The organism is Pseudoflavonifractor sp. SW1122 (assembly GCF_012027765.1).
Classification (GTDB): domain Bacteria; phylum Bacillota; class Clostridia; order Oscillospirales; family Oscillospiraceae; genus Enterenecus; species Enterenecus faecium.
In genome coordinates, this window is record NZ_SJOS01000013.1 from 21,649 (window position 1) to 37,213 (window position 15,565).

11 protein-coding genes are annotated in these 15,565 nt (G+C 45.0%); all 11 read right to left on the reverse strand.

The genetic code is table 11. The annotated features are described in order from the left end of the window. Complete coding sequence (locus tag E0L15_RS04900; RefSeq protein WP_168124733.1) at positions 1–255, reverse strand: EsaB/YukD family protein; 255 nt, start codon at positions 253–255, stop codon at positions 1–3. 12 nt (positions 256–267) lie between these two features. Further along, positions 268–1,326 carry an AAA family ATPase gene (locus E0L15_RS04905; protein WP_087392458.1) on the reverse strand — a complete coding sequence of 353 codons (1,059 nt, stop codon included), beginning with the start codon at positions 1,324–1,326 and terminating at the stop codon, positions 268–270. 14 nt (positions 1,327–1,340) lie between these two features. After that, complete coding sequence (locus tag E0L15_RS04910; protein ID WP_168124734.1) at positions 1,341–2,255, reverse strand: FHA domain-containing protein; 915 nt, start codon at positions 2,253–2,255, stop codon at positions 1,341–1,343. Positions 2,256–2,402: 147 nt separating this feature from the next. Beyond that, on the reverse strand, positions 2,403–8,564 hold the full coding sequence (locus tag E0L15_RS04915; RefSeq protein WP_168124735.1) for a hypothetical protein: 6,162 nt from the start codon (positions 8,562–8,564) through the stop codon (positions 2,403–2,405). A gap of 29 nt (positions 8,565–8,593) precedes the next feature. After that, a complete protein-coding gene (locus E0L15_RS04920; protein ID WP_168124736.1) occupies positions 8,594–9,076 on the reverse strand; it encodes a hypothetical protein in 483 nt (160 codons plus the stop codon). Then, complete coding sequence (locus E0L15_RS04925; RefSeq protein ID WP_204210581.1) at positions 9,076–10,740, reverse strand: serine/threonine-protein kinase; 1,665 nt, start codon at positions 10,738–10,740, stop codon at positions 9,076–9,078. Before E0L15_RS04925 ends, E0L15_RS04920 begins: the two co-directional genes overlap by 1 nt. A 1-nt stretch (position 10,741) precedes the next feature. Next, complete coding sequence (locus tag E0L15_RS04930) at positions 10,742–11,506, reverse strand: protein phosphatase 2C domain-containing protein (protein ID WP_087392453.1); 765 nt, start codon at positions 11,504–11,506, stop codon at positions 10,742–10,744. Positions 11,507–11,546: 40 nt separating this feature from the next. Next, positions 11,547–12,782, reverse strand: a complete 1,236-nt coding sequence (locus E0L15_RS04935; RefSeq protein WP_168124737.1) for an FHA domain-containing protein — start codon at positions 12,780–12,782, stop codon at positions 11,547–11,549. After that, positions 12,779–13,390, reverse strand: a complete 612-nt coding sequence (locus tag E0L15_RS04940; RefSeq protein ID WP_168124738.1) for a Crp/Fnr family transcriptional regulator — start codon at positions 13,388–13,390, stop codon at positions 12,779–12,781. Before E0L15_RS04940 ends, E0L15_RS04935 begins: the two co-directional genes overlap by 4 nt. Before the next feature lie 657 nt (positions 13,391–14,047). Next, positions 14,048–15,076, reverse strand: a complete 1,029-nt coding sequence (locus E0L15_RS04945; protein ID WP_168124739.1) for a hypothetical protein — start codon at positions 15,074–15,076, stop codon at positions 14,048–14,050. Between the two features lie 88 nt (positions 15,077–15,164). Next, a complete protein-coding gene (locus tag E0L15_RS04950; RefSeq protein WP_168124740.1) occupies positions 15,165–15,494 on the reverse strand; it encodes a multidrug transporter in 330 nt (109 codons plus the stop codon). Positions 15,495–15,565 lie beyond the last annotated feature (71 nt).

Below are 15,565 nucleotides of genomic sequence, written 5' to 3' on the forward strand. Positions count from 1 at the left end.
CTATTCCGTGTAGTAAATATCGCTACCGTTACGTAGCCCATAGTCTGCAAGGGTCTTATTTCCTTTCAGAAGGGCAATGGGATTTTCCGCTTTTAAATAACAATTCTTAATATCTGAGGTATTAATCCCTAGTTCATACGCGGTATTTAGGGCCAGTACCAGCTCATTTGCTGTAATATTTAACGGTATTTCCAAATCAACCGATATCTTTCTTTTTGTGATATGAAAAATTACAATGGCCGTCTCCTTGTTCATGCATATCCCCTCTTAAAGAATCAGAAACGCAGTTCTTTGGATTCCACCCTCTGCGGAAAGTTGCTCCGGTTTCATGGAATCATAGCGTCTGATGTGTTCGATGTAATCTGTAACAGAAAATTTCAATGCAATATTAGGTGAAATTAATGCGTTATCTTCCTCTTTTACAAAGTCATTACATACAAAAACAAACTTTTCTTTACTAACTCCATTGATATTGGATACCAATATGTTTGTTGCTACCACAGAAGCCATGCTCTGTTTGGTTACCACAATGACCCGATCTGCTACACCGATTAGTTCGGTTTTCGCTTCATCAAACGTTACATCTGTATCCACCACAATAAAATCGTAATCTCCACTTTTCTTGGCAGAACAGATAATTTCCTTGTATACGGAGTAATTCAATCCCAGTGATAATAGGGATGCCTTAAAGGGAGGCAGATAATTAAAAACTTCCTTGCGAATGACATGTTTTATGTCAGCGTAAATGTTCCCTCCAGGATTAGCCAATCTGGAGTACACATCCATGGTTGTAATGGGTGAATGGTTTATGAGCATCTGTTGAAACACCTGTAAATGTGAGGCATTCATATACAGTACTCTTTTATAGTTTTTTGTGAGCGCTGCACTTATCCCCATTGCAACAGTAGTCTTACCAACTCCTCCACACCCTGAGTAACACAAAATCACCTGAGTTTCCTGTCTTTTTTCCACCATCCCCTTGAGTACCTCAGCACTTTTCCCGGTGATTTCGTTAAAAATTTCTTTAATACTTGTGTATTTGAAAATATGATTGACTTTCAGATCTGCAGTTTGCTCCTCCTCATATTGCTCCATCATTACGAAGATATGGGAAATGTTGTGACGGTGCAAATTGGTAGAATAGAGCTGCTCTGAAATAATTAAAATATCTGCTTGCTGGGGCGTAGAAAACAATTGATCAAAGAACGCGGGATCACTGATAATTTCAAGCTCTATTCTCTCGAAGAAATCCTCTGCAAACTTCAATTGTAACGGGATTACATAGTCCATATCTTCGTCCGCAATGATGATTCTTGGTTTTACCATATGGGCTCCCTCCGTTACCTTGTACTCACCTGAAAATCACTGTTTGCCATGCGAATTATGTCACCATTGCCGATTCTGTACGGCTGATTTGCCTGTAATCGCTTTCCATTGACATAGGTCCCGTTTGCACTTTGCAGGTCTGTAATGGTGTATCTTTCGCCCTTTCGGTCAATTCTACAGTGAATGCGACTAATCTTATCATTGAAGGATATTACACCATCTACTGCACCGGCCTTTTTCCCTAATACAAACCTATCTTTTGTAATTCGAATCTCTACTCGGGTCGGAGCATACATCGCAGTTAGACACAAACTCACAGTGTGCTTACTCTTGCCTTGTAATTTATCCTTCTCTTGTAGGAAGTCCTCTCCTCCTTTATACCGACGGTACAGGTCTTCAATAGATAACGTACCGTTGGATAAATCCATTGACAGCTGCATCGTAGCAGGAGACTGCAAATTCGAAACGCCAGAAATTAGCTTGATCAGTCCTGTTCGAATTTCATTTTCAAAACTGGATTGATCCGGATAAATGGTGTGATTCACTGGAAGATATACCAAACCCACATTCAATGTAATAGGATTCACATAAATATGTTCAAAAGAGATATCAATCTTTTGGCAGTTCAGAAACCCATTGTTCCGAACCTTCAAAATATTTCCAAGCAAATTGATCACAACGGCCATAAACCGTTCCGGGTCTAAAGATGGAATCAAATTTGCAAATGGCTTAAGCTGGTTTGCTAAATAGTAGATCTGAATATTTCCGTTATAGAGCATCTTCATGCATTGGACAAAGCAACCACTGGCCTGACTTTGAAGGACCTTATACTCGGTCGCAGAAAACAAACCACCTTCTGCTAATATGTAAGAAAAGTTTGATCCACACACCAATTCCTTGACATACTGCTTCTCCACCAACGTATTCATGGCACACACCCTTTTCCCAGCTTCATTCCTGTTTCTCACAAGTCAGGTGGTTTTCTTAAAAACCACCTGACTTCTAATAAACAGTCCCGTTTCTCCCGTGCAGGCAAAAGCCTGCACGGGAGAAGCGCTGGAACAAACGTTAGGGGATTATTTGCTGACTGCTTTCTTTCTGTGTTTCGTTGCAACAATGCCACAGATGGCACCTACAACTACAATGACACCACAAATAGAGCCCCAGAACAGCGTTTTATTGGCGTACCACCGGACGAAGAAGTTCGTAGACACCGTGATCGTGTCGTAGAACTCGAACAATCCATTCGCATTAAAATCGTCGGCTGCAGTATCTGTCACATTGCCTGCAAGGTCTGTCACTTTTAGCTGCACTGTCTGGGCATTAGAGCTTTCATGAATGGTAAACTGTCCATTGTAATTGAACCCACCATCATCAAACTCGTCTATCGCATCTACGACGTCGCCATTTAGCACAACCTCTATGGATTTCAAGCCTCCAACGTCTACGATGGTATACTTTACATTCACTGTTTGTGCATTGATAATCTGCTTTTCTAGATTAACAATATTGCGAATCTCCGGGGCCGTTGTATCAACGGTAAAGCTCATGGTGTCCATAACCTGTGCTCCACTTTCGTCGATGGAGTTCTCAGGGACACTGGTAGAATCATTGTGCTCCGAGTCACTGGTCGCATAGGCAGAAGAAAGGGAAATCTTGTATACTCCATCCTCCTTGAAGTTGGAGGCATTGATGGTATAGATATACTCATACCATCCACTCTCTCCAACACTGGTTCCACCATCAATGGTAGTAGAGTCAGTGGTATACTCCGCTTCTATTGTCTGGCCATCTCGGGTAATGAGAATTTGCAAGGAGCCTTCCAACAGCTGGTCTGCATTATACTCCGTGATCACAAGATTCTTTGTAATGGCAGTGCTCTCACCGTCCTGAATGGTGATATACTGACCGCCATCTTGAATCAAAGACATCAGGTACTCATCATACTCATATACGGAGCCAAAGCGGTTGATGGTAAATTTCATTTGAGCCTGGGTAGTATGCATGGCTTTATCTGTCATACCTACCGTCAGAGTATAGATGCCGTCGTTCCCTACCTCGCTGGGGATACTAAAGCTTCCAGAACCACCAGTCGCAGTGCTTCCCACCTGAATAAACTCAGCTGTAACATCCTCTACGCTATCAAACCGGGTTCGCGTCAACTGCACCGTATGAGAATCAAAGTTCACATCTTCAAACCCGAATGCGATCGTAGCATCGTTCTTGTAGGCACCGCCTTTTTCACCCACAGTCTGCCCATTAATTGAGAAAGTGGGGGCCTCAATCTGAGTATCAATGGTCATCTGTTGGGACGTATAGGTCTCCATTTGGTTCGAGGACTTGTCCCTGTAACTGATGGTAACAACATAGTCTCCATCCCCACTCAAGGTAAAGGAGCCTGTGTGACGATCCACACTGTTATCTGTCCAGGTAGTGGGAACCGCTGTTGCTACACCACCATCTTTTGAGACCGACACCTGTACATCCTGAGCGTAGAAGTTTGCCTCCTGTATGGAAATGGTTGCCTGAATATCTCCATCATAGTAAGCAATATTTCCTTCTACATTGACAGGATCATTGTAGCTTACTTGCGCAGTGGGAGAAATGTTATCCACGACAATTCTCTTTGTCTCCTTGTGAATCTCAGACTCCACTCCAGACCGGTCTGTTGCAGTAAATTCTACGGTGCCATTGAACTGGTTATCACCCGCCAACACCATCTTGGGAATCTCAAAGGAGGCAGTAGCCGTAACCCCATCATTGGAATATCGGATATCTGCCGCAGCAATTGCTTGATTGACCAACTGCGCGTTGACAGCGCTGACGCCCTCTGCGTTGAGATAGCTATACAGGAACGAGTGAACGCCCGATACCGCATCATCCGCAGAAATGGTTACCGTCATTTTGGCATTGTAAAAACCAAAGCTCATGGATTCCAGAACCGTATCCAGAACGCTAGTGCTGTACTCGACTCGGAGGTTTTCAGGCTTCGTCCTATCTACAGTGAAATAGTCACTGGCATAGTCTACTGCCTCGTTGGTAGCAAGATCTGCATACGCCACATCAAAGGTATAATTGGCATCACCGGGATACGTGATGGTCATCGAGTGCACATCTCCCTGGGATTTCCACTGAGACATTGTCACCAAATCATTCAACTGCAACTGGTTCCCTGCCACATCCCGCGCTACGATGTCATATTTGACATCTTCAGCATAAAAGTTATGCTCTGCAATTGTCACCACTGCAGTCTGTGTGTCTTCGAAGTAACGCCGACTATGACCGTCCCCGTCCTTTAACGTGTTGACCACAGAAAGGTTCCGGTATTCCACATCGATCTCAGGCAATACCGTATCAATGGTATGTACATCAGACACATATCGTACCATCTCATTGTTGGAACGATCCGTGTACTCCACAGCGATTACATAATCACCATCTCCACTGTGATCCTCAGGAGCCTGCAGTGTGAAGGTACCAACTGTGCGGTCATTAGCATCTCTCGTTCCCCAATTTACTGTCCCGTAATCAAATACCTTCCCGTCTTTTGTCACGGACACATTGACATCTTCGGGGTAGAAATTTGCCTCTGTCACTGTGAAGGTAATATCCACATCATTATTGTAGTAGTACTGGTTGGTATTGGAAACAGTTCGGTCTGCCGGTGTGTACTCCACTGTCATTTCAGGTGCAATGGTATCCACAACAATGATATTTCCATCATCCACTTTTTTCTGACTATCATTGTTGAATTTATCCGTTGCCACCACACTGAGATACCCTCTATACTGTGTCAATTCATCAGCAGTCAAGGTTGTCTCTGCGGTAAACTTGGACTTATCATTTTGATCCCTCACAGCAGAAATGGTTGTATCTTCCAGCTTTTCGGGGTGCTTAATGGTACTTGCACCAGTCTCCTTTGTATATCCCCATGTGAAGGAGTCCACACCAGAGCTGGTGTCATACGCAGTAAACCGAACGGTCACAGAAGGATTGTAGAATCCCAAAGTAATGGTTTCCAGGAACGTATCCACAGGAGACTTTGCATATTCAATTTTTACCCCTGTGGGGCCATCATGGTCAATAATAAACTCATCACCTGTGAAAGGCTCTGCTACCCAACCGGCGTAATCCGTATAGTCCAGCTTAAGATTATAAATACCATTGACGTATTGGTCGTACTCAAATGTATAAGTGTCTCCATTTTGGGTCCAAGTGGCTCTCTGAAGGATTGCAGTCAACTGCTCCGCTGTAAATGCAATGGGATTCCCATTAACATCTTGCATGGTACTGCTATTGGCTACCACAACATGATCAGCAGAGAAGTTGTGTTCCTCAACGGTAAAGATCGTTTTCTGGATATCCCCATCGTGAACATACTCAAACTCAATCTCCGGCTCGGTCGTATCAATGGTAATCACCTCAGAGGTGTATAGCTCCACCTCATTCTCGTCGTCATCCACCATGACATTTCCAGACTGATCGTGATAGCGCATGGTAACAACATAGTCCCCGTCACCACTGAGTGTAAACTTACCATAGTGGATCTCATCGTTGGTCTCATCTACGGTCCACTCCACATCTACGTCATAGGTCTCATTGTCCTTTGTAACACCAATTTCAACGTCTTCCGAGAAGAAGTTGGCCTCCTTCACCGTGAAGGTAAAGGCCACATCACCATTGAAATAGTGCTGTACCACACCATCCCGATTCACTGGGTTATATACCCCGCCGTTATCCACCAGCTGAAAGCTGGCATCCATGGACGGATTTATGGTATCAACGACAATTACGACGTTGTCTTCCTTGACTTCTGCGCTTTCATTTCCAGCACAATCGTACGCCTTAAATGCAATATGCCCGCGGAACTGCTCTGCTTCCGTTGCAGTCACTGTAAGGGATGCTACATATTTCCCATCTTCTTTTGTCACTTCCAGCGTTCCGCTTTTATCTGCTAGAATCGAGCTGGTCGCATCATCCGATTTCGTATAGAACCATTTCAGATGATCGACCCCCGATTCATCTGCTCCCAGCTCGTCTTCAACTGTAAATTCAACGGTCACAGAGGGGTTAAAGAACCCAAACAGAAGCCCGATCTTTTCAATAATGGACAGGTGGGAAATCTCGATTCCCATCTTATCTGTCTCTGGCGCATATGTATCAATTTTAATGTCCACCAGAATCTGGTCCGTAATGCCCCCTGTCTCTATATTTTTCAGATAGACATACCGGGCAGCCGCACCTTGGTTACCAAATGTAGTTGTCTCAGCAAAATTCCCAGATGCCGACTGGGCGATGCTATAACCCGAAGCGGGTGTTACAACAACATTTGTGGTATACCATCCGTTCCCTCCATTGACCTTGGGTAACGTATATGGCACATCCGGTGTGTTTTCGAAGGAAACAGTAACCATATACTCGGCCATATCTTGACCATAAACGCCCTTTTTTTCCTTGGTTGCAGTGACGGTGATATTGAGCGCACCGTCTGCCTCTCGAATCGCAGTCGCCAATGCGTTATAATCTGTTACCAACAAAGTGCCGTTCTGTTCGTTAATTTCTACGCCAGCAACCGCTTTCATGGAGTACGTGATATCGCCCCTAATCCGGTTATCGTTCTTTACCGCCTGTTGCGTAGAAATCTGATCTGATGTTCCAAGGGTATAGTTCACCTGTTGTTGGGGGAAGGAAATATAATTTCCCTGTGCCGACACTTCACCATTCACACTCAAGTGGTACTCAATCACACACTCGCTATAGTTTTCATTCCCAGACAGGGTGGCAATCACGGTCATGTCTCCAGGATAATAGACCGTCAAAATACCGTTATTATCAATGGATGCAATTCCTTCCTCAGCATCCACTTCGTAGGTGATTGAGCCCCCTGTAAGAGCTTCTGTGTCCGTGGCACTAAAGTCATAGGTAACATCTTTATAGGGTACTGCACCGTTTATGGTGATCGACTCACGCTCATCTTCACTGGTATGTGCATCGTATTTATCGAAATCAAATGATTGCTCTGCCTTGGCTACATGTACATTGTACGGAGCAATCGCTCCCTCAGCGGGGATCACCTCTACATCACTATCGTTATAGTTCTCTTTAACGGCCTTCACCCAAACAATATAGGAACCTGCATTAGTAACCTGAGGGATCGTATTTTTCACCCAGGCTTCCTCATTGACCTCCAAATCACCATCATCAAGCTGATACATCAAATCGTAATCACCTTGATTATTCACGATAACAGCTGGCTGCGCAACAGGTATACCTTCATCATCCACCTTGTACACACCATCCAGACCTGTTACTGTAAGTCCTTCCAGGTTAAGCTCGCCCTCTATCAAATTGGTAGTTACCATCTCGGTCACCAATGTATTGTAGTTAGGGCCGCGGTCAACCTTTAACACCACAGTATAGGAACCAACTGCCATTGCTTCTGGAATTTCTTTCGATACCAACTCCTCAGAATTCACGGTCCAAGTTACCACATCATTCTCTTGGAAGTCGCCTTTCAAAATTACCAGTTCCTGTTCCTTACGATTATAGACAAGACTTCGTCCTTCGATGGAGATTCCTTCAATGTCTGCGCGCTGAATCACAGCTGTCACTGGAAGAACAAGATCCTCCTTGCCTGTTCTTTGAACGGTAACCTTAATTTCGTAAGTACCTGCATTCACTGCGACAGGTTTACCCTCTTCATTCAACTCAAATGAAGTATCTCCAACTGCTTCGTATGTAACGATATCGCCTGCCACCTCAGTGACAGACACCAATTCCTGAGGTTCTCCATTATAGGTCAAAGTCTGTCCTGTAATAATCACATCATCTATCGTTGTTCCAGTCAGCACAACCTGGAAGTTATCTTCTGCGGTGACGATTGGAGTGTCCATAAGCTCTTTTGCTTCGTAACCATCAGCTGTCACCGTTGCCGACAGAGAGAACTCATCTTCCACAAAGTCGGCACCAGACATTACTTCAACGACGCCGTACTGGTCTGTCTCCTTTGTATCTGTAATATAATTTTCCCCGTAGCTCGTGGAGTCAACGGAAATTGCAACCGAAGCACCTTGAACTGCTTGTCCATCCTCATTGACAACGGTTATGGTTACAGCTTCTGGATGCTCATCTGTTGCAGCATAGGCTACCAATCCGCCTGGTGTCAGGGAGAGACCCATAGCCAATGCCAAGAATGCAGCAAGGACTCTCTTACTTTGTCTACGTTTCTTTGCCCTCATTCCAATTCACTCCTCTTTCTCCACTCTAATCAATCAATATGTTCCTGTGTATGAATGAACATAATTTCTTCTATGAGTTCCATGTTTACGCCACTGAGCCGTTGTACTTCTCGCACCATGTTCTCTTCCAGCGGTTGGGTCGTCCCATCTTCCACCAGCAGTCCCGTGGTTTCAGAGGTTACACCTTCCGACAAATTTTCATACAGCAGTCCCGTTTCAGGCCGCTGCCCTGTTCCATTAGAAACAGCTTTTTTTTGCCCTTTTTCAAGGCCAGACATGGTTCCTGTGACTTTCCCACGTTGAATGTTAACTTTACTTTCTCGGTAGCCCTTTGGCCCAGATTTCTCATTTGACATTCTCAGCTTTGCAATGGATTTTCTAGCAGTTCGCCCAGAAAGATCTCCAATGACAGAAGGTATTCGAAAGATAATCCACAGCACAACAGAAATGACCAGACATACGCCAGCAACTACAAAGGAGATAATCGATAATAGTGATAGTGTATCTGCCATTATACATTCCCCCCTTGTTGCCGCTTTTCCACCTCATTGTACTTAGCGTTTATATTTGCCACAAAGGAGTCATAACTGGAACGGATTTTATCCTTCAATTCATTGACGTAAGACAATGTAGAGGTGATTGAGTTGGTACTTCGATATAAGGTCTCCATCAAATCCAGCGCTCTCTCCCGTTGGAATCCTACTCCAGCCATATACTCTGCCTGGTCATTGACAAGGAGCATTGTTACATAGTAAAGGGAAATTTTATCGTAATTTGACTCACTATCTGTGGCCTTTCCGACGGTCTCCATTGCCTGGTCAATCTCTTCAAACAGTGTATTAAAATCCTCTAGCGTATGTTCCGATGTCGTGCTTTGATTCGTCATAAATTTGCATATAGAATCATAACACGATGCAATATTTTTCTTTTCAAAGTCGGCATCAGCCTCTGCTGCAGTCTGGAAGAAATTCGACGCACTAACTGCTCGACTTTTGAAAGAACCATCATAATCAGCAAAGTATAGCTTACCCATGTCATAATACATGTCCGCAACGGCACTATCTTTGAGATCCAGATACTCTGCATTGGCTTCGATGGTATTTCCCACTCTCGTAATCTCATCGTTTGTGGCGCTGACATTTTTAAAATACTCAATCAATTTATCGTATGCTTCTACTCGCTCTGGATAAATTTCGACCGCAGCAAAGTACCTTGCTGGATCAGAAGACGCAACATTGGCATCATAGTCCTGGTTGTTTACTTTCGTTGCTACCAAATTGAAGACGACTCCAGCAATACCAGCGGCCACGCATAGAGCTGCAGAAGCTGTAAAAGCCAGCAGCTTCAGCTTTTGTTTCTTTTTAAACCCTTTGGTAATGAGTTCTGGATGCTCTAGGTCATAGAGCAAGTCTGCACAACTCTGATACCGATTTTCTGCTGCAGGTTCCACACAGCGATCAATAATGATTTCAATGCCTTCAGATAACTCGGGATTCCACTGTCTTACCGGGGCATAAGGCTCTCCGTTACGTGGATCAACCCCTGTTAACAAGTGGTGCATGGTCATTCCCAATGCAAAAATGTCAGACCTGGGATCCGTCTGCCCACTATACTGTTCCGGTGGAGCGTAGCCCTTAGTTCCCAACACCGTTGTGTCCGCCAAATTTTGTTCTTTATACTCTCGTGCAATTCCGAAGTCAATGATCTTAATATTCCCTTCCGGTTTCAACATGACATTTGCCGGCTTCATATCGCGATAAATAATCGGTGGCTTTTGGGAATGCAGATAGGACAGTGCATCGCAGAGTTGCTTTGCCCAGCCCACCACTAACTCCTCCGGTTGCGCTCCGTACTCTTGCAAGACCTTATCCAGGGACTCTCCCTCGATATAGTCCATAATCACGTAGATGGTAATTCCATTATCAATAATGTCAACGATACGAGGTAATGCTGGATGATCCAGCTTTTTCATCATGTTGGCTTCTGCTAAGAGACTATTGACAACAATCTCATCATTTTTTCCGCTTCCTTTTTTGCGGATCTCTTTAACCGCCCACTGCTTGTTGAGTCGCTTGTCCATTGCCAAGTAAACGATGGACATGCCGCCGCGTCCAATCTCTTTGAGAAGCTCGTATTTCCCATCAATGACAGTCCCAATCGCAGTCACTTCATCCACCTCACTCAGCCTTGACCAACACCACAGAGATGTTATCCCTCTCTCCTCGTTTTTTCACCAATTCAATGAGATATTCTGTATTGCTGTGCATGGCACTTTTGTTGATCAAATTGATGGGGTTAAGGGATTCATATATTTCTCTTTCGCTAATCTCGTGTCGGAATCCATCCGAGCATAGCATGTATGCTCCCCTCTCAGTGGTTCCCAATATTACTTGAGGGTCCACAACCTTAGAGGCTCCTACGCACTGAAGCAGCATATTCCGCCGCCTATCCGTCTTTGCCTGTTCCAAGGTCATCGTGCCCCGAGCAACTTCTCTTGCCACAAACGTCTGGTCCGTGGTCAACTGTACCAGAGATGTCGAGATGTAATACACACGAGAGTCACCTACATGAACAATCAAATACTTCTCGCCCACCAGCAATATACCTGAAAAGGTTGTTCCCATACTCTCCCCGTTTGTACTTGCACTGTATTCCAGAATGCGGGCATTAAGAGTTTTGAGAAGCAAGCACCACTTGCTTGCCACTATTTGCATGTCCAATTCTTTTAACTCAAATGGCAGCTCACGGTGGAACCATTCTGAAAAAGCTCGAATTACTGTTGCGCTGGCTAACTCGCCCTTTGACAAACCTCCCATGCCGTCACAGATGATTGCCATAACAACCTCACCTATATCTGTAGCCGCATGTTTTACCAACACACTGTCTTGGTTCGTGCGTTTTGAAGTCCCCACGTCAGAATCCGCTGTCACAACAAACCGCAAACTCCCTCACTCCTCCCACAGTAAGCTCTACCATTTGTATTCATTGATAAAAGACGAATTCCTCATTTCCAAGTCGCAAGTTGTCCTCATTATGAATTTCTACTTCACAATGCACTGGAATGGGTTCATCGTTGATATAGGTATGATTTTTTGAATTTAAATCAATGATAAAACACTTCGTCCCACGAGTTATAATATCTGCGTGACTTCTGCTTACCGCTACATTATTTGTAACAAAATAATCGACATAGCTTTTCTCTTTGCCCAAACGAAACACAGGTTTATTGATGGATATTTTCTCCGCTGTGGAAACACGATATAAAATAGGGAACTGAACTCTTGCAGTATTGGAATTGAGCAAAGCTGTGGCTTCACACTCTTCCTGGAGCAACATGGTATCATCATCACTTAACACCCCTGTTGCTTCCTCGTCGTAAGTATTATCCTGCAACAGGCCAGTCGCCTCCTCATCGGTCCAATCTTCATGTTCTTCCAGAAGCAAACCAGTAGCTTCCTCTTCTCCCATTTTCGTATCGAAAGCCTCTGTCCCGTCATGGGGACTTTCATCATCCAAGAGGCCGGTGGCTTCCTCTTCTAAGTCTCCGGAACACTCCTCCAGCAACTCTGTAGGTTCATCATCGTCTTGTTTCTTCTCATAGTGCTCAACATAGTGCCGCATCTTGTTTGTGATAAACCCACTCTGCCCTCCTAACTGCTTTCGAATCAAACGAACTATATTGCCATCCTCTTTGGAAATGTAACGTTCGATTTTCTCAAATTCAATTTGCTTTTGCCCTCTAAGGAAATACATGAATTGGGCAATCGCCTCTTCATCACATTTCTCAGCCGGCTTTACCGAGTAAACAATGGATTCAAGAAAACCACGTACGTCTGTTTCTTTTGATTCCATTGTCGTTGGTACGTAAAGAAACCACACTTCGCGTGTCATTCGATTAATGAAAACATACTGTAAATTCAACACTAAAGCATTTAAATCCAAGTGATTTTCATCTATTTTCTGTAACGCTACCACTACTTGTTCTAGAATAAATAGAAAATCTCGTTTGGACATCGGCTCCATAAGCCGCTCATAGAGACTAATTCCGATCGGTCCATGATATTCAACCAAATTCTTTTTTAATACGTTTGGTTTCAAGAAGCCTCGACTACACGTTCTGCAAAATTGGCTCAATTTCTCTTCATCGAAAGTCTCTCCAAAACTTGTCTTCACCCGCACAACCAAGTTGCAATCCTTTGCTTTTACCTTCGTTTTCAATAATCCCTGTCCCCCTCACGAGTCTCGATTTCATCCTCACGACCTCGTAAACTGGCCCGTATTCTGCTCAAGGTCACGGGTGTTATGTTTAAGTAGGAGGCAATGTACCGATTCGATACCTTTTGAGCCAAACTTGAGTAATTGCTTTGAAACCATTGATATCTCTGTAGCGCTGTATACTGATAGATTGCATTTTTAATCTTCCAGTGCTCTTGAGCTGACTCACTCAACAAGCGAATATATAGCTGGCCTACCTCGGGATATTTTTGAAGTAGGTTTCTCACAGCATCCATTGAGATAGAAACAACACTTCCAGCGGTGATTGCTTGTATTGATATGATTGCCGGTATATTCAATTCGGTAGAAGGTAGTAGTGGTGATCCTGTTTTGTAAGCAAAACAATCTGTAATGTCCCGTCCATTTGAATCAATAAAATAGCCACGGTATATACCGGTCAACAAAAAGTCCACTTTGCTGACCGCTTCTCCTGCTTGAATTAAAATATCGCCTTTTTTATATTCATGCACAGTAGTACACGTAATTAATTCTTGAATGAGCGCCTCGTTTTCTGTGGAAAGCAGACGAGCAAAAAAAGTGTGCAAATCCATCGTATCACCCTTTTCCGCAGTTCTTTACTAAAGCACACCATATTATACCACTCTTCCTTCTCAACTTCATTAACATAGGTTAATTTTCAGTTTTTCACCCACTCACTAATTGAACAGCTTTCACAACTTTTCTTAAAAAACACCGTTGTTTCTATTTACTATGCTTAATAGCATATTCCCTAGTAAACCATATAATATAGTCGTATTATATAGATTGATAAAGCCTGAAAATAAAAGCAGCCGCCTGTCGGATCATCCCGATAAGCGGCTGCAAGCTTTGTATCCTTACACATATTTTCTTTATTATGGATTCCTATACAATTACCCGTCACTCTGTGGGCATCGCATCTCTAACGTATAGCAATGTAAAGATGCTCTTCACGATCATCGATCACATCCACCTATCTTTCTCCAGGCAAACAAAAAACCCCGGAACATTCGTTCCGAGGTTTCTCGTGGAGCTGCTAGGCAGATTCGAACTGCCGACCTCATCCTTACCAAGCGGAAAAAGAACTTTTTTCTGATTATTTTGGCTCCTTTCCCGTGGTTTTCACTCCAGTCTGATTGCTTTCTGTCACTTTCTAGCCATGGGGTATCCGTGTGTTCCACGGCGGTCTGTGGCTGGGTGTGTGGTCAAACACGCTTTGCCAGCTATTCCTACACTGCGCCCAAATCCCGCAAAATCCGTTCCGCAGCGGGCAGACGCTTGACCCGTTTGATTTTGACCCCCAACTTTTGGGCCAGATCTTCAAATAGATCATAGCTCTCGTCCCGGCAAAGGTAGAGCGTAGATGGGATCCCATGTTCCTCCACCACTTCTCTCCATGCCGTAAAGGCACAGTTCATCAGCTCCTCCGGCCTGCACCGATACAGGCACAGCAGCTCTCCCGTCTCCCGGTCGGTGAGAAGCACTTCCATCCAAAAACAGCCGTCCTCCTCCGGCTCCTGCTGCCAGCCAAAGTCAAATTCCACCTTCCGATGGGTGGCACTGCGCCCTAACCCCTGCATGGCTCGCAGCTTTGAGGAATTTGGACGGAAAACCACTGGATTTCCGGGGTCTGCGGGAAATTCCAGCGGTGCCACTACGTTCATCCACAGGTTTTCCCGGGCAGAATAGAAGCGGAGCATCATATCTCCCTTTTGAAACTCCGGGCGCATCCCCTCCTCCTGTATGGCTCGCAGCTGCATGAGAAAGTTCCCCAGGCAATCGGCCACAAAGGCCAGCTCCTCCCCCTGGACGTCGGTGTCCAGGTAGCCTCTGCGTTTTCCCGTCACCCAGGGCCACATCCCCTCTCCGAAGTCCAGTCCCAAGTGCCGGTAGCGCTCCGTCACCTCACCGGGCAGCGCCTCCCAATGCACCAGGGAGACGGTATACTGCTCTATTTCAATGAAATGACGAATTTCCTGTCTGGTGGGCTGCCGTTGGTGGAAGGCGCATTGGTAGTCCCTTGGGGAGGGAAATATGAGAATTTCCACATCGTTCTCCTCTTCCTGCACGCAGCTAAAATAGACAGCCCGATCCCCGGACTTGGTGATGAAGAGAAAGGGATCCTCCGGGTCCAGCCACCCCCAGGGCCATAGCTCCACAATCGCGTGCAAGGGCCCGCAAAGCGCCTGCCACAACTGCCGCTCCCGCTTTTCCCGCTCTCGTTGCGCTGCCTTTCGAAAATCAATCTTTTCCCCCATGCTCTCCCCCTACTTTCTCCTCTGTTTTGCGGCGGGTTGTGTGGTCAAAATCTCTGCCTCATGGCTCTTCTGGCAACGAGGGTTAGAGTTACTCTCCAAGCGGTTGTTGCAAGAGCATGGCTACCCGTTCCTTCACTTCATCACTGAACTCAGCAAGATCCTCACCCGTAATGGCACGATCCTCGATTAGCGCAGCAAGGTCATATACCATCGTCTGTTTTCTCAGTTCAAGACAAACACCCGGCCTGTGCCTGTCTACCTGAATGGCTTGCTGCAATTTCCAAAACCGCTCAGAGGCAGGCAACTCCTCATTAGACAGAAGCGCTATGTATCTCTGGTTCAAGATCTCCATATAGGCTTCCTGCCACTGACCGATCTTTTCTCTGAACATTTTCCAATCCTTCTTGGATGGCTCCATAGAAGGCCCACCTTTCTATACGGAATTCCTGACAACAGGGTATCATGAGGGCTGGAAAATTTCAATGAGGG

Coding starts and splice junctions, on each gene's coding strand:
- E0L15_RS04920 (WP_168124736.1), bottom strand. CDS start 9,076: ATGGCAGATACACTATCACTATTATCGATTATCTCCTTTGTAGTTGCT.
- E0L15_RS04915 (WP_168124735.1), bottom strand. CDS start 8,564: ATGAGGGCAAAGAAACGTAGACAAAGTAAGAGAGTCCTTGCTGCATTC.
- E0L15_RS04945 (WP_168124739.1), bottom strand. CDS start 15,076: ATGGGGGAAAAGATTGATTTTCGAAAGGCAGCGCAACGAGAGCGGGAA.
- E0L15_RS04910 (WP_168124734.1), bottom strand. CDS start 2,255: ATGAATACGTTGGTGGAGAAGCAGTATGTCAAGGAATTGGTGTGTGGA.
- E0L15_RS04940 (WP_168124738.1), bottom strand. CDS start 13,390: ATGGATTTGCACACTTTTTTTGCTCGTCTGCTTTCCACAGAAAACGAG.
- E0L15_RS04905 (WP_087392458.1), bottom strand. CDS start 1,326: ATGGTAAAACCAAGAATCATCATTGCGGACGAAGATATGGACTATGTA.
- E0L15_RS04950 (WP_168124740.1), bottom strand. CDS start 15,494: ATGGAGCCATCCAAGAAGGATTGGAAAATGTTCAGAGAAAAGATCGGT.
- E0L15_RS04900 (WP_168124733.1), bottom strand. CDS start 255: ATGAACAAGGAGACGGCCATTGTAATTTTTCATATCACAAAAAGAAAG.